Source organism: Okeania sp. SIO2B3 (genome assembly GCF_010672525.1).
In the GTDB taxonomy this organism is placed as follows: domain Bacteria; phylum Cyanobacteriota; class Cyanobacteriia; order Cyanobacteriales; family Microcoleaceae; genus Okeania.
This window is the reverse complement of record NZ_JAAHGH010000059.1, coordinates 25,466-44,104: the sequence shown is the minus strand read 5'-3', so window position 1 is coordinate 44,104 and position 18,639 is coordinate 25,466. Positions and strand designations below refer to the sequence as shown.

The following is an 18,639-nucleotide window of genomic DNA, read 5'->3' as shown; positions in this document are numbered from 1 at the left end:
TGTCATATATAATCAGGTTATATAGTATAGATTTATAATTCTATAATTACAATAAACATATGAAGAAAAGAGGGAACAGGGAACAGGGAAAAATAATTGACAATTGATGGATAAGAATTGATTTTATTTTGAATTTTAGCAGATATCTAATATTTAATCTCCCCATCTCCCCATCTTCCCATCCCCCCATCTCCCCATCCCCCCCATCTCCCCATCTCCCCATCTCCCCATCCCCCCCATCCCCCCCATCTCCCCATCTCATAGCTCGCTCTCCTTTGCTAAAGCATTCACTGCCGCAGCTGCGATCGCGCTACCTCCACATCTTCCATGGAGAGTAATAAATGGAACACCTCGACTATTTGCTGCCAGTTCAGCTTTTGATTCCGCTGCACCCACAAATCCCACAGGAAAGCCTAAAATTAGAGCAGGTTTTGCCATACCCTCATCCAGCATTTCTAGTAAGTGAAACAATGCCGTCGGTGCATTGCCAATAGCAACAACAGAATTATTGCTTAGAGGTTTCCATAATTCTATCGCTGTTGCAGAGCGAGTATTCTTAATTCGTCGAGCCATCTCAGGCACTTCTGGATGATTAAGAGTACAAATCACTTCATTGTTAGCTGGCAACCGATGACGTATAATTCCGTTAGCTACCATTTGAGAATCACAAAGAATTGGCACACCATCAATTAACGCAGCACGTCCTATTTGCACTGCATCTGTGGAAGCGACTAAATCTTCTACAATATCTGTCATACCGCAGGCGTGAATCAGTCTAACTGCAACATGAGCTAAATCCTGAGAAAATCTTTCTAGATTAACTTCGGAGCGAATCATGGCAAAAGATTTGCGGTAAATTTCTTCGCCATTGCGAATGTAATCAATCATTTTGGGGAAATTTGGTAATTGGTAATTGGTAATAGCTCAAATAAATTCATTGCTTTATGAAATAATAGCAAAAAAATCACTCTGACAAATATATCCGACTATCTCCTCTATAATTCCTCGTTTCTCCTAATTACTCTCTACTCCTCTACTCCCCTACTCCTTAAAAAGACTAGTGAAGCGCAAACCCTATTTATCACGCTTGGTATTATACCAATTTGAAAAAAGAATGCTACAAAAAGGTAGACCTTGGTCGAATATGCTTAAAAATAGCTATTCCAGTTCATTTTAGATAGTTATTTATATTGTTTTTCCATTTTTTTCAATATTTATCCCTTCTTCCTTATTTCCCAACAACTCTATTGCATTTTCTTCTTCATTGCCTACTCTTTCTTCATTAGATTTCAGAATTATTTCAAAGATTGCTCCTTGTGGTTGGTTATTTCTCACACAAATTTTGTCTCCATGTGCCTCAACAACCATTTTGCAAAAGGCTAAACCCAATCCTATTTGGGAGACACCAGACATCATAGTTCCAATCTCGTATTTCTCAAAAATCTTTTGTCGCAATTTTTCTGGAACGCCAGGACCTGAATCTAGGACCTCAATTTTGTAATCTCCAGATTTGAGTAATTCTAAACTCACGATAACTTGACTGTTATGTGGGGAAAACTTAATAGCATTTGAGATGAGGTTATCCAATACTCTATGATACAAAGTAACATCAATAGCAACTTTTTTACAGATAACTTCTGGGAGTTGACTAAATAGGGACTGATTTTTTTGCTCGGCGATCGCTTCAAAATTTGAGATAGCAGACTCGATCAGACTGCATAGATCGACCCTTGTGCAATTGAGACGAATTTGACCAGATTCTAGTAAAGCCATTTTTAATAAATCATCAATTAATACTTGTAATGTTTGTGCTGACGAATAAACTTGATTTAGTTTAAGGTTTTGCTTATCTTGAGGATAATTAGGATTTTTCAAAAGTTCTAAGCCAAACAAGACAATAGTCAAAGGATTTCGTAAATCGTGAACGACCATTTTTACCATGTCTTCCCGTAATTTGAGCATAGTTTGTAGGTTATCATACTGGTACTTAATTCGTAGCATGGAGCTAACTCTTGCCCTCAGTTCAATTGCATTAACCGGTTTACTAATGAAATCGTCAGCTCCAGCATTTAGACAATTTGCCAGGTCTGACTTTGCACTTAATGCCGTTATCATAATAATTGGAACAGCTTGCCATACTGATGTAGCTTTAATTTGCCGACAAACTTCAATACCATCAATTCCCGGCATCATCACATCAAGTAAAATCAGGTCTGGGTTGTAGGTTTCTAGGTTAGCGATCCCCTCTTCACCACTGGCAGCATAATACAATTCATAGTCTTGGTCGCTCAAAAGAGCTTCAATCACATCAAAATTGTTGGGTTCATCATCAATAACTAAAATAGACGGTAAATTCATTTATTTTGTTTTTAAAAGTTTTTGAATCGTGTTTGCCAACTGTTTTAGTTTAACAGGTTTGCTGAGATAATCATTAGCTCCAGCAGCCAGACAACGTTCTCGATCGCCTACCATCGCTAGAGCAGTCAGTGCAACTATCGGCACATCGACCAGGTCAGGAATACGGCGAATCTGCTCTATAGCCTTAAGGCCATCTATCTTTGGCATTGAAATGTCCATCAGAATCAGATCGGGGTTTTTCAACTGGGCGAGGGTAATTGCTTCCTCTCCATTCTTAGCCAGGAGAATTCGATAACCTTTAGCTCTCAGATAGCTCGAAACTGTACTAATAATTACTTTGTTATCTTCTGCCACCATAATTAATGGTGATATTTGCTCTTGAGGCTGAGTCAGTTCAATGCTAGGTTCAGGCTGTAGTTCCAATTGGTTGGAGGTTTCTATTGTCAAAGTGTAAGGAAGGTCAATGGTGAAGCAACTACCAACCCCTATTTCACTGGTGACTCCCACTTGCCCGCCGTGATGCTCAACAATACGTTTCACCAAGCCAAGTCCTAAGCCTGTCCCTTGATAGTGGCGATTTAGAGAACTATCAATTTGGACAAAAGGCTGAAATAGTTTTTTGAAGTTTTCTGGAGCAATGCCAATGCCAGTGTCAATCACAGCAATTCTTAGGAATTTTTGGAATTTATTGGCCTCTGGGTTGAACTGCTGGCGATTGACTTGGACTTCCAAGGAAATACGGCCCCCATCTGGGGTAAATTTGACAGCATTATTGAGTAGGTTGATTAAGACTTGGCGGATGCGTCGTTCATCCACGAATAACTCAGGCAGGTTTGGGGGCAGTTTCATTTCTAGTTGAATGCATTTCTTTTCAGCAAGTTGTTTGATGAAGGCTAGACTAGCTTGACAGAGAGAAGAAACTGTAGTGAGTGTAAAGTTAAACTCTAGCTTACCCGATTCAATTCTGGCAACATCCAGAATGTCGTTAATGAGTTCTAATAGATCGTTTCCACTGCTCTCAATTTTTTGTAGAGCTTTCATTTGTTGCTCATTAACGCTGCCAAATATCTTCTCTTGCAGCCCTTCTGTGATGCCCAAAATTACGTTTAGGGGAGAACGGAGTTCATGACTCATGTTGGCGAGAAATTGGTTCTTCGCCATGTTTGCTGTTTCGGCAGTTTGCTTTGCTTGCTCTAACGAAAAGACCTTTAGTGCAACTTCTTGTTCTAAGTTTTGAGTCAGCCTTCTTAACTGTAAATGAGTTTTAACTCTGGCGAGGACTTCTTGCTCTTGAAATGGCTTAGTAATATAATCTACTGCCCCTAGCTCAAAACCTTTAATTTTGCTTTCTGTATCTGATAAAGCTGTGATAAAAATTACAGGGATATTGCAAGTCCTATGATTGGATTTGAGTTTTTTACAGATTTCAAAGCCATCCATGTCAGGCATTGTGATGTCTAATAAAATTAAATCTGGTAATTTTCGCTCTAGTTGTTTAAGCGCTCGTTTTCCACTGTTGGCAATCGCCACATCATATCCTACTGCACTGAGTGTTTCAGAAAGGATATCTAAATTGGCTATTATATCATCAACGATTAAAATAATCCCTGTTTGTTTTGCTAATTCTTGATTCATGGCTTGGGAGAGTTTAGATACTGCTTATAATTAAGGTGCTTTTGAATTAATATTTCAATTTTTTCTGTTTGAAATTGCTTTGCCAGTTGTGAAATTTGCTGGGTAAAGGGCAGATAGCGATCGCTCTTTTGCCCAATTTTTTCAGCCATTTTTACTAGCTTGAGCAGTAAGCCATCCTGGGCCAACTCAAATAGAATTTGTAAATCCTCTAGTGGCGGTGCAACTATTTCAGGACTATCACTCAAGATGATAGCAGAAGTTGAGACTGACTTAATTGTTTGATATTTCCAAGTCACTTGTAGATGGTTAGTAAGTAGAGAGAATATCTCCTCAGCATTTACAGGTTTGGGTAAAAAATCATTACCTCCGGCATCTAAGCTCATTTGTCGATCCATATCTGATACAGAAGCAGATGAAATAATTACTGTTATATGTTTCAGGGCATTATCGTTGCGTAACTGTTTGAGCATCTCAAAGCCATTCATTACAGGCATCTGTATATCAGTTATAATCAGATCGAATGTTTGTTGTTTAGCTTTGGTTAATGCTTCTTGACCATTTTCTGCCTCAGTTAGCTTAAACCCAAGTGGCTCTAGCAATTCTACCAAAACTGAGCGATTTTCCCATCGGTCATCTACAACAAGCAGATGGCGAAGCACTCCTTCATAGCCAATAATTTGCTGCCCATTGCTCGCCGAAATCTGTTGTGTCCAGTTATCAGCAATCTGCAAATCTACCTCAAAATTGAAAATACTACCTACCCCCAGTTGGCTCAAGACTTTAATCTTGCCACCCATCAGCTCAACAATTCTTTTGCTAATTGTCAAACCTAAGCCTGTACCTTCTGATTGACGTTTTTTGTCTCCAACTTGCTCGAAGGATTGGAATATATTTTCCAGATTGGAAGTAGCAATACCAACTCCTGTATCTTCAACTTGAAACCCAATCCTGACAATACCATTTTCTATAGTTTGGTCTGATAATTTTACAGTTTTAACTTTGAAAGTAATACTCCCTTTTTCTGTAAACTTAATAGCATTACCAAGGAGGTTAATCAGCACTTGTAGCAGTCGTTTTTCATCCGCGATCGCCCCTGTGGGCAGATTGGCATCAGGCTGATAAATCAAGTTAAGTCCTTTTTTGTCAGACTGGACACGACAGATTTCTACAATTCCTTGCAAGAAAGAAGGAAAGTGAATCTCTTTGAGATGAAGTTCCAGTTTGCCAGCTTCTATCTTGGACAAGTCTAATATGTCATTAATCAAGGTTAGCAAATGAGAGCCACATTGATGAATGATTTGAACGCCATGGCGCTCTTTTTCCCCTAATTCTTTAGAACGATCGAGGATCTGAGCATAGCCCAAAATTCCATTGAGTGGTGTACGAAGTTCATGGCTCATATTAGCCAGAAATTGACTCTTAGCATGGTTAGCAGCTTCAGCAGTTTCCTTTGCCTGCTCAAGTTCAGCAGTACGGGTTTTAACTCGCTGCTCCAGAGTTTCGTTGAGTTGCTTGAGGTTAGCTTCAGTTTGCCACTGGGAAATTGCGCCACCAATACTTCCAGCGATCGCCATTAGTGCTGCTTTTGTACTATCATCCCATTGACGCTCTTGGTGACAGTCATCAAACCCGGTAAATCCCCAGAAGTAGTCCCGAATAAAAATAGGCACTACCAGGATGGATAGAATTCCTTGGGGTTGTAGCAGCAATCTTTCTACTTCTGGAAAATCTCTTATTATACCTAAAATTGGCTGTTCTTGGGAAAGAGTATAATACCAACGGGGCAGAATTTCTGGATAGAGAAGGTTTTGCAGCTTGGGATTGTCAATTTCTGGCTGTACACCCTTAGCTACCCACTCCCAACGTTGACTACTAGCAGGTTCCCCAGTCTCAGGATGAAGATGATTTTGGAAAATATAGATCCGATCGACATCCATAACTGGCCCAAGGGCATTTAGGGATTCCTGGACTGACTCATGGTAGTCTTTGACAGTCAATAGGCGATTAGTGGCAATTGCAATTCCCTGTAAAAGGCGATCGCTAGGCGATAAGTGATTGGGCTGATGAGTGACAGACATGAATATTTAATTTAGTAGAATTTATACCTTTCATCAAGATATAATGATTAACAATTAAGATTAGTCTTATTAGTTTTATTAATTTGGTAGTAGTAAACAAGTAATGATTTTCATATAGTATCCAAATAATTAGTTATCCTATTGATTGAGGAGTCAGGAGTCAGTAGAAAAGAGTCAGGAGTCAGTAGAAAGGAAGGATCAAAGTGGGAATTATAGCAATAGACAGGATTGTAGTTGAATTATTTGTGGTCTAGCTAAACAGGATTTGGTATGATATCAAATCCGTTTAATTAGGTTAGGACTTATATCATGTCCGCTTGAATACTTAATACTTTAGTGGAAGGAAGGCAGCGGGAGCTGAAGGGAAGAAAAGGTTAGAAGGGATAAAGTTTTTTGATCACTGATTATCGGGACATGATATTACGCACTAGAACGTATTTCCGTCCGAAGCGACCGATAGGGAAGCAATCTCAAGTCCTAGTTTTTCGTACCTCATGCGTAAGTCCTGTAGGTATAAAAATATTGTCCATCTTCACCATTGCCAAATCTTTATAACTGTTTTCTCTCCTGATCTCAAATCCGTTCGGGTTCGGTATAAAAAAATGTTCCATCTTCAACCATTACCAAATATTTCTTGATTTTCCCCTCCTGGGAGGGGGAGGGGCGAGGGGTGGGTCCCCATCTCCCCATCTCATGAAACCGATGCTACCGGACATGATATGAGGTCAGGTATTAGAATGATTATTGAGTGTGGTTTGATGTCTCTAGGGGTTAAAACACCCTAGATTCTAAGCGGATGTGCTACGCGGGCGCTATTGCCACGCTACGCACTGCTTACGATATTTTTTGGTTAGAGAATCCAGTTTATATCGTTGTGGAAGCATCAAAACTTCCCTACAGACCTTGGCTAGATTGATTTCTAGCTGTGTTGCTACTTTTTTGATGATATTAGCTGCACCGTTAGCATCTGCATTAATCAATTTACCTGTTGCCGAACGGTACAAGCCACGGTTAACGCGCTTTCCTGATGCTTCCCACCTTTTCCTACGGAATGCTACGCAAACGGGTTTTTCACCAAATTTCGGCAGAAAATCATCATCTAAAAACGATGCCTTAGAAGTATACGATTCCTCAGTCTCAACAAACTCAATCCCATACTGCTCAGATAATTCAGCTATCCGGGCTTTTAACTTTGCCGTAGGTATTTGAACGAACTGCTGGTTATTTATCTTGCCAATTTTAATACTATCTTTTTGGCCTTGATTCCAACCAAAAACTATCGCACCTATTTGATGCTCAATGCACCAGTTGATCACAAATCTGGCTGCTTTGTTCACATTGTCCCGCATCTGGCGGTTACGCTTTTCAGTAATAACAGCAAGTTGGTTATCCCAATAGTCACCAGGTTTGCCTGATTTTATTTGAGCTATTTGCTTGTTGTACCATTGATTTTGAGATTTAACTTTTTTTCCATCAACTATAAAAGCTTTCCCAACATTACTGACGCAGGTCAACCAATTACTCAAACCAGGGTCTATACCCAAAACATTTTCTGCTATTGGCTTGGCTTTTTCTAACTGTGGTTGCTGAGGCGCAAATTCTAGATAGAAACAGTTATTTCTTGGGACAAACCTAAATTCTTTAATTTGGTCGAAATCTAAGTTGCTAGGCATTGGCAACAAGAAATGATCAATGCCGAACCATACTTTTACTTGCTTGCCTAATGGGAACTTAAGCATACCATCAACCAACTTCACCCACCGTGCCGGATAACTGACAACGGCTAAACCATCTTTTTTACGGTATTTTGGTGGTTTTGGCTTTTGTGTTAGTTCGCCTGAGTTAAACATTTTGGCACTTCTTGCATAGGAATTAAAAGACTCAATTACTGAATGTAATGTCTGTTGGGCACAAGCTGACCTCATAGCTTTGAAATGTGGATTACTTTTTAACTCAAAGTCTAGTTCAGCTTTAGACAGAAAGCACCCTACTTTAAACAGCATTTGACGGCAATAATAAATCCCGCAGTTAGTAAGCTTATTGGCTTGTGTACAAAGGTATTCAAGAATAGCCATTACTTCTGGACTACTGTTGACCAGATGTTGTTGGCATCCGTACATTAACAATCACCTCCTGTAGATATAATAGCACTATTAAACATAATATGTCTACACTCATTATGTTTGCGCAGCATTCCGTAGGAAAAAAAAAGCCAGACGAATATAGAAGAAATCCTCACTCAGTAACACTGATTAATTACCACTTCGTATTTTGTCCAAAGCGTAGAAAATCAGTATTGGTAGGAGATGTAAAACAACGGTTGCAACAGATTATTTTTGAGTTATGTACGCTCGCATGATTGGAGGTTAATAGCATTAGAAATAATGCCAGACCATGTACACTTATTTTTAGAAGTTGACCCAACTTTTGCCCCTTCTGTAATAATTAAGCGTGTCAAAGGCAGAGCTTCACATCATTTGAGGAAATTCTTTCCGCTTATTGCTAAAATTACCTACACTTTGGACTCAAGCGCTTTTTCTGTGCTACAACAGGAAATGCTTCAACGGAGACTGTTAGAAAATACATTGAAAACCAAACCGGAAAGTAACGCCGCTTTATTACCCGCGTGTCGTTATTCAACCAGCCGTTAAAACGGGCACTGCGTACTTCCTCCCGAAGCTTTTTAGGTTTTTTTTCGGGTGAGTGGCTTTGATTGACTATGGATGGTTTCTTCATCAGTTATCCTCTTTTTTTTTTGGCATTTAACAGTTCTTGAATAGTATTTGCTAATTTTTTCATTTTAATGGGTTTGCTTAAGTAATTATTGGCTCCTGCAGCTAGGCAATCTTCGCGATCGCCTTCCATGGCTAAAGCAGTAAGGGCAACTATCGGAATATCTACCAAGTTTGGATCGTGACGGATATGTTTTATGGCTTCTAACCCATCCATTCCAGGCATTTGAATGTCCATTAGAATCAACTCAGGGTTTTCTGACTGGGCAAGGGCAATTGCCTCCTCTCCACTTTTTGCCACAATCAGGCGATAATTTTTGGCTCTCAAGTAGCTTGAAACCGTAATGATATTTGCTTCATTGTCTTCTGCTAGTAGTATTAACGGGGATATATTCTCTTCTGACTGACTAGGTTTGATCGTAGCTTCAGGATGAGTTTCTGATTCTACAAAGCCAGGTACAGTAGTAGAGTAAGGAATATCCATGGTAAAGCAACTGCCAACCCCGACTTCACTGGTAACTCCAACTTGCCCACCATGAAGATCGACAATACGCTTCACCAAGGCCAACCCTAAACCTGTCCCATTATATTCACGATTTAGAGCACTATCAATTTGAATAAAGGGCTGAAATAATTTTTTGAGATTCTCTAGAGTGATGCCGATACCTGTATCAATGACGGCAATTTGGATATAGTTTGGCCAGGGAAAATCGGAAACACCTGGGTTCAACGGGCGCTGTTTCAGGTTAACACTGAGAGTGATACGTCCCCCATTTGGAGTAAATTTGACGGCATTATTGAGTAGATTAATCAAGGCTTGGCGGATACGTCGCTCATCGACTAATAGAACGGGCAAATTTTGTGGTAGTCTAGTTTCTAGCTGGATACGTTTTTTCAGTGCTAGTTGTTTAACAAAGGTTATACTAGATTGACAAAGATGATAGATTGAAACTTGGGTATAGTCAAGTTCTATACGACCTGATTCAATTTTGGCGACATCGAGAATATCATTAATTAACTCTAGCAAATGAGAGCCACTGTCTTCAATAGTTTGTAATGCTTTGAGTTGTTGCTCATTGATCGTGCCAAACACTTCTTCTTGGAGCGCCTCGCTCATACCTAAGATGGCGTTGAGGGGGGTACGGAGTTCGTGGCTCATACTGGCCAGGAATTCGTCCTTGAGGCGAGTGGCGCGGGCAAGTTCCTCGTTGGTTTGTTTTAGTGTTGCTTCTGCTTGTTTCTGTTCGGTGATGTCATAGTTAATCCCGATCATCCTTTGAGCTTCTCCTTGGAGGTTACGTTGCACTAGAGCACTAGCTTTAATGAAATGGATAGAACCGTCGGGATGAATGACTCGAAATTCTGTATTATAGTCTTTCTCACCACGCCAAGCTTGCATAGAAGCAGTTTCTACCATGGCGCGATCGTCAGGATGTAATGTGTTAAGCCACGCTTCACGAACATTAGTAAAACTACTTGGGGTTATGCCATATAGTTCATACATTCGTTTATCCCAGATCAGAATGTTTTGTATAATATCAAAATCCCAAATGCCGATACCGGCAGACTCTACTGCCAGATTTAGGCGAGTAGACAACTCCCGTAGATGATCTTCTGCTTGCTTGCGCTCGGTAATATCTAAGGCTGTGCCAAATAGGCGAATTACTTGTCCCTTAGCATTTCGTTCAATTTCTGCACGTCCCTCATGGTAGCGAGTGGAGCCATCAGCATAGACAATTCGATAGTCAATTGTGTAAGGAGTTCCATTAGCTATTGCTGATTCTACCTGCTGTTCGAGTAGATTGAGGTCATCAGGATGAATGATTTGGAGATATTCTGCATAAGGAGGTTCTGGTTGATTTGGGTCGAGTCCAAACATCCGAAAAAGTTCTTTTGACCAGGTAAGTTTTTGAGTTTTGACATCAAACTCCCAATTCCCAATATGAGCAACTCGTTGTGCCTCAACTAATGCTGCCTCACTTTTAGACAGTTGTTCTTCAGCTCGTTTGCGTTCTGTAATGTCGCGACATACACAGATTAATAGCCCATCCTCTGTCAGGGTTAGTGATAGACCTTCGGTAAAGGTAGAGCCATCTTTGCGAGTACCGATAGCTTCTCCTTGCCAGGAACGACCGCGCTCTAGTAGTGGAAAAATTTCCTGCTCAAACCTTTGCTTCTCTTCTGGAGAATAAAAAACGCTCCAGGGTTGGCCTACAATTTCGGCCGCGCTTTGGTAGCCAAACAAATTCACATGAGCTTGGTTAACATAGAGGTAACTGTTTTCTTGGAGAATACCGATGCCATCAATTGCCGCTTCAATGGCAGCAAGTTGTTGTTTTAGGGCTGATTCTGCTTGTTTGCGAGTAGTAATATCCAAATACACTCCTAAAACGCCGATAATTTCCCCATCAAGGCTATATAGAGGAACTTTGTGAGTTTCGATACATTTTTGACTACCATCAGCTTGTAACTGGGATTCGATAATCCCCAGTTTTGCCACACCAGACTCCATGACCTCCAGGTCGTCAGCACAATAAGCGGTTGCCTCTGTATTCTTCCAGGGTAGGTCATAATCAGTTTTGCCAATAATTGCTTCTGGGTTAGACCACCCTGCTACTTCAGCAAAATTTTGATTACAGCCTAAATATACTGATTGTCTATCTTTCCAAAAGACGTAAAGTGGTAATACATTGAGAACAGCTTGTAAGAATTCTTGAGATTGACGTAGGGCGTTCTCTGCCTGCTTACGCTCGCTGATATCTCTGACAAAAGTAAAGCTGTATTCTTCACTATCAAATTTTAGGTAATTAAGACTAACTTCTACAGGATAGACGCGACCATCTTTGTTTTGATGTCGAGATTCTATTGTGAAGTTCTTTCTTTCCTTAACATTTTGCCAATGTTCAATCCAACAGTCAGGGGATATATTGAGGTTAATGTCAAACACTGATAGATTCAGTAGTTCTTCTCGACTATATCCCAGCATGGAACAAGCTGCTTGATTAACAGAATAGAAGCTACCATCTGAACGCATAAAAAATACTCCATCCGCAGCAAAGTCTACTGCTGACTGGGTCATCATTACGGCTTTTTCTGCTGCTTTGCGATTGCTGATATCTCGCAAAATATTCTGGATGATTTTTTCACCGTTAATATCAATGACAGAAGCTGAAACATCAACAGGAACTATATTACCATCTTTGCGGAGAAAATTAATATCCAAAATTTTGGAACTCTTTTGGTTAGTTACACACTCAAATTCTGCGATTATTTGTGGTAATTCTTCTGGTCGATGTAGCTGAGTGAAGTGCATAGAGGTTATTTCTGTAGAAGTGTAGCCCAACAATTCTTCAAATTTATGGTTAGCTTCCAGTAAATTTCCTTGCCGATCTGCCAACAAAATAGCATCGCTTGCTCCATCCATTAGGGCTCGATAGCGGGTTTCTCGCTCCTGTAGTTTGGCTGTGCGCTCTTTGACTTTAGTTTCTAGTTTTTGATTAAGTTCTTCTAGTAATGTTGTTGCCCGTTGACGTTCCAACTCTGCGGAAGCACGAGATGCAAAAACCCGCAGAATTTGTTCGGCTCGCTCTGGGTCTGAAATAGGCTGCTCATTGAGGAGACACAAATCGCCAATTGCCTTGCCATTACTATCTCGTAAGGCAATGCCGAGATAACTTTCTGCTGCCATTTCTACCAAATCTAAATCTTCAGGAAACTCTTGTTGCACGAAGTATTTGCAATAATATTTTCCGTCTCGCAATGTTCGTTCACATGGAGTTTTTGCTGGATGATAGGAAAAGCTTGGTTGCAAGGAACCATTTGCCCAAAAAGCTAAGGCATGAAGCATATCGTCAACCCGTTCAGTTACGATGACATAGGAGACATTCAGAGCTTCTGCAATGTGTCTTGCTAAGGCTGGGAAAAAGTCCTTACCAGTGGTAGCAGCAGTACCCTCTATCAAGTTTTGTAGAGCAATTTCCGCTTTTTTGCGCTCGCTAATGTCAATATCCACACAATACATTTCTGGCTCGCCTTCAGAATTAGTCATGATGATGTGGTTAGAGAAGACTGTAACTCTAGAAGCATCTTTGCATATAAAGTTTAATTCCCCTGCTGATATTGGCTCTCCTTTGGCAAAAAAACCATCTATAAGATTGATCGCCCACTCCCTCATTTCTGGAGGAATAATCAAATCTTCAAGTTTATGACCGATCGCCTCTGTTTTTGTATATCCATAAAGGTCCTCACTAGCATTATTCCAGTAAATTATCTGGCGGTGGCGGTCGTATACTTGGACTGCAATTTTAGGAGTTAATTCAAAAAGGTTGCGGAATCGCTGCTCGCTATTCCTTAAAGCAGTTTCAGCTTTTTTGCGCTCGCTAATATCTGTGATAGTCCCCACATATCCGACTACTGTTCCATCAGCATTTCGTTCAGCAACTGCCTTTGCGTAGACCCAATTTATCGTACCATCTGGTTGCATAAGGCGACATTCAAGCCGGAATTGACTAATCTCTAAAACAAATTTATGCCATTCACTAACAACCCAGTCACGATCTTCGGGGTGTATGATTTTTCGCCATCCATCTTTCATCGCCATTTCTATAGATAGTCCACTGATTTGAGAGTAGCGGTCGTTGATGTATGTGCAGTTTCCCATAGCATCAGTGCGAAAAATTCCAACCGGAGCTGCCATTGCCAGAGAGGCGTAGCGTTGTTCGCTCTCTTGCAGACGAATTTCAGCTTGCTTGCGGGCGCTAATATCTGCAATCATGCTGAGTGCTCCAACATAATTTCCCAATTCATCTAAAATTGGGTTCGTAGAAACTATTGTCCATACATCGCTTCCATTTTTGTGCTGAAATTTAAAGTCGTGTTGTTCGGCAATTCCTTGACGGCGAGACTCTAAATTTTGGGTAGCAATAGCAATGCCCGAGCTATCCATGAAATTCAAAAGAGATTTTCCGAGCATTTCATCTATATTATAGCCTAACATTTCAGCCATTTTGAGATTAACAAAGCTGGTTTTGTTCTCGGCATCTATGATCCATATTCCTTCATTTGCTGTCTCTATTAGCTTGCGGTATCGTGCTTCACTTTTTTGCAGAGCTAGTTCAATTTTCTTGCGATCGCTAATATCAGTAATTGTGCCCACATAGCCAATTCTTTGGCCTTTGGTATCCCGTTGCACAACTGACTGTGCATAAACATAAACTGTCTCACCATCGGGACGTTGCAAAGAATATTCAATCTTAACTTGACGGTTTTCTTGGACACATTGCTCCCATTCTGCCACTACTCGGTTGCGGTCATCAGGGTGTAGACCTTCTTGCCATCCCTTTCCCATCGCTGCCTCTCTAGAAATTCCAGCAATTTCACACCAGCGCTCATTGACATAGATGCAGTTGCCTAAGGTGTCAGTATGAAAAATTCCCACGGGAGATGCTTTAACTAGACTAGAGTAGCGTTGCTCGCTCTCTTGCAGACGGGCTTGTGATTGCTTTTGTTCTTGAAGTTTTACCTGCAATTGCTCGTATGTAACTGCTTGCTGAATAGCAACTGCTAGTTGTATTGATAATGCTTGCAGTAGCTCTACATCTTCCGGTTGCCACTCACGAGGATAATGACTTTCGGTGACATTAAGCCAGCCCCACAACTCATTCCCACACAGCAGTGGCACCCAGATTTTAGCTCGTGTCTGTAAGCGGATGAGCATTTCTCTCTCAGAGTCTGACATTGGTGTGGTATAAATATCTGACACTATGCTAACCCAGTCCATGGAATAGATATGACTTGGCTGTTGCTTGAACCAGTTGTTATCTATCCGTTCGCCTACAAGGGATAGTGACGATTCAGTAGATTCTGCCACAACAATGCTTTGCCAGTCATCTTCAAACTGCCAAATATTAACGCGGTCGCAATCTAGCAGCAGTCGCACTTGCTCCACAGTTGTATCTAACATCTTTTGTAAGCTCAGAGACGATCTGATTTGCATAGCTAGTTCTAAAACTAACTTTTCCCGTTGAGCTTTAGCTTGGAGAGCTGCATATCTGGTTTCCACTTGTTGCTCTAGTTCAATGATGCGACTTTTTAGCAAAGCCACTTTCTCTGCTTCTAAGCGTTTTACCTTTTTTTCCAGAATCTTTGCTAAATTGTATAGTTCTCGGGGGTTAAGTGTTGCGAGCAGATTGCTCTGGGAGACAAGACCTAATAGCTCTCCTTGCTCTCCCACCACTACTAGCTGATGGATTAAATGCCGATCCATTATCTGCTGCACTTTAGAGAGTGTCTCTTCTTGTTTAACTGCAAAAACTGGCTTACTCATTACTGTTTCAGCAGTGCAGGATTCTAGATTTAAGCCTAATGCCTGAAACTGTACCAGATCCCGATAGGTTATTATCCCTACCGGAATTTTCCAGGGTATCTGAGGACTTTCTCTTGCTTCTACAATCACGATGTAACTAACGCAGCGATCTATCATCTGTTGAGCAATCTCCAGCATTGAGTGATCTGGGGTAGCACAAATCACATCACGGCTCATCACATCAGCTACCTGACGTAACCGCAACAAATCCATTGGTTGGCAGATTTCTTTTAGTGTTTCCTTGGTGACAATTCCCACCAGGTGTTTCTGATCGTCCAAGATCGGTAAATGACGAATATGATTTTGCTGGAGGAAGTTCATAGCAAAAAACAAATCGGTGAATTCAGACTCGCGCATAGTGACGACAGGAGGTAACATCACTTGTCGTGCCTCTAAACAATCGAAGGATTGCGGCTGGAGACTTAGACGTACTATATCTCTCTCTGAGATCGTACCTATTACCTGGCCATCTTCCACCACTATCACACAGCTTGACAGTGCTTCTAAGTAGAGTTTATCTAGTTTACTGTTCAGTGTTCTTGTCGTGTTAAAGCGCAATCGCACACCACTCATTTTTACAATGACATCTATGACCAGAGTATCAGGTGATACAATCAATGGTTCTCTAATAATGGCAGACTTTAGCTCCAGTGGGGTAATAGCATTAACGTTAGCAGTCACTTCTAGAAACTTTTGGGAATTTAAATTATGTATAATTAAATCAATATCTATCTGCATTTGTGATGCATATAGATGGGATTAACATTATACCTCATAATTCATTTTTTGTCAAAAGAAATTAAAATTTTTTGCTCTTAACATCAGTTAACAGTTAATGTTTTGGTGGTTGTTTATTGTCATTAATGGTTGTGCATTGTCATTAGACATCTCCAGAAAAGAGGGAGTAGGGAGCAGGGGGTAGGGGGGAAATAATGGATGATTTATGTACAATAATTGATTTTATATGAAATATCAAATTTTTGCTACAAATACGCACTGCTGTTTTAAGAAGTCAGTCCTCAGGAGTCAGTAGGAATAGCTTATGTTATCATTTATTAGAGTAAAACTCTGTTTTTAGTCAAATCGATATTTCTGGGTAAAGTTTTTTAACCAGCTAAATTATCCGTAGCATTCTTTTTTATATTTCATATTATTTTTGATTTTTGGAGATGTCTATTATTAATGATCAAGTACCGCTATTAAATTTCCTCTAGATATTCACCCTTAGGTTTACACAAACGATCAAGTGTGGATACGACTCAAACCATCATAGCTAAAATCACCAACGCTAGCAGTCTTCTCAAAATACTTTTAATAATTGATGGCGATCGGCAACTTAATGATAAACTCTGTATTCTTTCCCTCTTCAGATGAACATATTAAATAACCTCCATGTTTTTCTCTAACAATTTGATAACTAATTGAAAGTCCTAATCCTGTTCCTTTACCAACTGGTTTAGTTGTAAAAAATGGATCGAATAAGCGAGTTTGAACATCTGGTGCAATGCCAGGACCGTTATCGGCAATTTTGATCGTAATCCAGCCGGTATCAACTTGAGCTGTTTGAATGAAAATCATGGGTGATCGCTCTTTGAACTTGCCTACTGCCATGGAATCTTCTAAGGCATCAATTGCATTGCTCAAGATATTCATAAATACCTGATTCAATTGACCTGCATGACATATAATCAGAGGTATATTACCGTAGTCTTTCTTGAGCTGAATTTCGGGGCGTTCGAAGTGAGCTTTGAGCCGATGATCTAAGATCATCAATGTACTTTCAATACCCGTGTGAATATCTACATCTTTAACTACTGATTGATCTAACCGGGAAAATTTACGCAGAGATAAGACAATTTCGTGTATACGTTCACCCCCAACTTTCATAGAATTCAATAAATTGGGTAAATCTTGGGCAATAAAATCTAGCTCAATTTCTTCAATTACTGCTTCAATATCTGGAGTAGGTATAGGATATTGGGTTTGATAGAGGTCAAGCAAATACAACAACTCTTGGCAATATTTGCTGGCATATTCAACATTTCCTGTAATAAAATTGACCGGATTATTAATTTCATGGGCAACACCCGCTACCAACCGCCCTAAACTAGACATTTTTTCAGTTTGTATCAATTGTAATTGGGTCTGTTTTAGCTGTTGCAATAATTGCTTTAACTTGCGATTTTTATTCTCAACTTTCAACATTGTTTGCTTGGAGATTAATAAATACATCATTAAAGATCCGGTCGCTAATAACCCAAATGCTAGAACTGTTGCAGGTCGCCAACTATAAATATAACGTTTGGAAGAAGGTAAGACTAGCAGGGAAAGTTCCTGTTGCGCCAGATTAAGAGAACGGATGCAGAATTGCCATTCATTAGTATAATGACAGGGGTTTGGTGATTGAATTATGGGGCGTTCAAGAAAATCCAATTTTGCAACTTGAGCGGATTTTGTGAAAGTTTCGGTATCAGCTTTGTAAGCAATTAGGAAAAATTCAGTGGCTGTGATTGCTGTTTTGTTTAAGGCTGAGTCTAACTGATCTTCTGGCAAACCATATAGATAGAAATCAAGTCCATTGAGATCGAGATGAGCTACTGCTTTTTCTATGAAAGTCTGAAGTTCAAAAATACCAAATACTACTCCTTGAAATTTTGTCTGGGAATTAAGTTGTTTTTTGTCAAGAGAATTTTTTACATTGATGTTATTAGAAGTAAATACAGGAGAGTAAAGCACAAATCCTGGTTTGCCATTTTCCAACTGCACTAAAGGGGTACTCACACTCACACCAAGACGTTCTGCTTTTTTTATAGTCCGCAAACGTTTCGGATCGGATACTGCGTCCCAACTAATATAATTTTGCCATCGATCCAAGGGTTCAAAGTAGGTTGTGGGGAAGTAAACAGGTCTATCGCCTGCCACAACTTGTTTTCCTGTTGAATCATACTCGCGAATCCGAAAATTAATTATTCCTTGGATTTGTAACTTTTGCTCATAAATCTGGCGTTCCTGAGCATCTACTTTTTTAGTCCAACCTAATCCCAACAAACCTTTGTAATATGGTAATAGAGAACTAGAAAATTCTTGAAATTCTTGCCTAGTGATTATTTTGGCGGTATTAAATAATGCTCCAACCGATCTGGTGATTTGGATATAGCTATCTAATTCCCTTTGCAACTCACCGACTAATACCGTAGATTTTTGTTCAAACCGCTGTCTATCTTTAGCAACTTCCCAGCGGTGAACCATGAAGGTAGCAACGATCGAAAGGCTGATGCCAACAAATCCTACTATTCCAGTGGCTGTGTACCGTTTGAATAAATACATAAGTTTTATAATCACTATTAATAATTATTTGCAATAAGATTATATCGCAATATTATAATTTCAGTAATTTTAATAAACTTTTAAAAAATATTTTATTCAAATCTGCACTATAGTGGTCTGTCAACTTTGAAATGATGGATAGATT

Annotated in this window: 7 protein-coding genes and 1 pseudogene; 1 reads left to right on the top strand and 7 read right to left on the bottom strand. The window is 39.9% G+C overall.

Translation table 11 applies throughout. From position 1 onward, the window contains the following. Positions 1–258: 258 nt before the first annotated feature. From F6K15_RS26180 to F6K15_RS26160, 5 genes are all read right to left on the bottom strand, one after another. Positions 259–888: a precorrin-8X methylmutase gene (locus F6K15_RS26180; protein ID WP_293066413.1), complete on the bottom strand. Its 630-nt coding sequence runs from the start codon at positions 886–888 to the stop codon at positions 259–261. A 297-nt stretch (positions 889–1,185) separates the two neighbouring features. After that, positions 1,186–2,358 carry a hybrid sensor histidine kinase/response regulator gene (locus F6K15_RS26175; protein WP_293066410.1) on the bottom strand — a complete coding sequence of 391 codons (1,173 nt, stop codon included), beginning with the start codon at positions 2,356–2,358 and terminating at the stop codon, positions 1,186–1,188. After that, positions 2,359–3,993, bottom strand: coding sequence for a response regulator (locus tag F6K15_RS26170; protein ID WP_293066408.1), 1,635 nt, complete (start codon positions 3,991–3,993; stop codon positions 2,359–2,361). After that, a complete protein-coding gene (locus F6K15_RS26165) occupies positions 3,990–6,071 on the bottom strand; it encodes a response regulator (RefSeq protein ID WP_293066405.1) in 2,082 nt (693 codons plus the stop codon). The genes F6K15_RS26170 and F6K15_RS26165 overlap by 4 nt, the downstream gene beginning before the upstream one ends. An 812-nt stretch (positions 6,072–6,883) precedes the next feature. Next, a complete protein-coding gene (locus F6K15_RS26160; protein WP_293066402.1) occupies positions 6,884–8,191 on the bottom strand; it encodes a transposase in 1,308 nt (435 codons plus the stop codon). A gap of 59 nt (positions 8,192–8,250) precedes the next feature. On the opposite strand from F6K15_RS26160, the pseudogene tnpA reads away from it, so the two are divergent. Further along, positions 8,251–8,679: pseudogene (gene tnpA, locus F6K15_RS26155) on the top strand (IS200/IS605 family transposase). 131 nt (positions 8,680–8,810) lie between these two features. Here the strand turns inward: tnpA and F6K15_RS26150 are convergent. Further along, positions 8,811–15,905 (bottom strand): PAS domain S-box protein, encoded by a 7,095-nt coding sequence (locus tag F6K15_RS26150; protein ID WP_293066399.1) that lies wholly within the window; start codon positions 15,903–15,905, stop codon positions 8,811–8,813. Between the two features lie 573 nt (positions 15,906–16,478). Further along, positions 16,479–18,494 carry a CHASE domain-containing protein gene (locus tag F6K15_RS26145; protein WP_293066396.1) on the bottom strand — a complete coding sequence of 672 codons (2,016 nt, stop codon included), beginning with the start codon at positions 18,492–18,494 and terminating at the stop codon, positions 16,479–16,481. Positions 18,495–18,639: the final 145 nt, after the last annotated feature.

Coding starts and splice junctions, on each gene's coding strand:
- F6K15_RS26180 (WP_293066413.1), bottom strand. CDS start 888: ATGATTGATTACATTCGCAATGGCGAAGAAATTTACCGCAAATCTTTT.
- F6K15_RS26175 (WP_293066410.1), bottom strand. CDS start 2,358: ATGAATTTACCGTCTATTTTAGTTATTGATGATGAACCCAACAATTTT.
- F6K15_RS26170 (WP_293066408.1), bottom strand. CDS start 3,993: ATGAATCAAGAATTAGCAAAACAAACAGGGATTATTTTAATCGTTGAT.
- F6K15_RS26165 (WP_293066405.1), bottom strand. CDS start 6,071: ATGTCTGTCACTCATCAGCCCAATCACTTATCGCCTAGCGATCGCCTT.
- F6K15_RS26160 (WP_293066402.1), bottom strand. CDS start 8,191: ATGTACGGATGCCAACAACATCTGGTCAACAGTAGTCCAGAAGTAATG.
- F6K15_RS26150 (WP_293066399.1), bottom strand. CDS start 15,905: ATGCAGATAGATATTGATTTAATTATACATAATTTAAATTCCCAAAAG.
- F6K15_RS26145 (WP_293066396.1), bottom strand. CDS start 18,494: ATGTATTTATTCAAACGGTACACAGCCACTGGAATAGTAGGATTTGTT.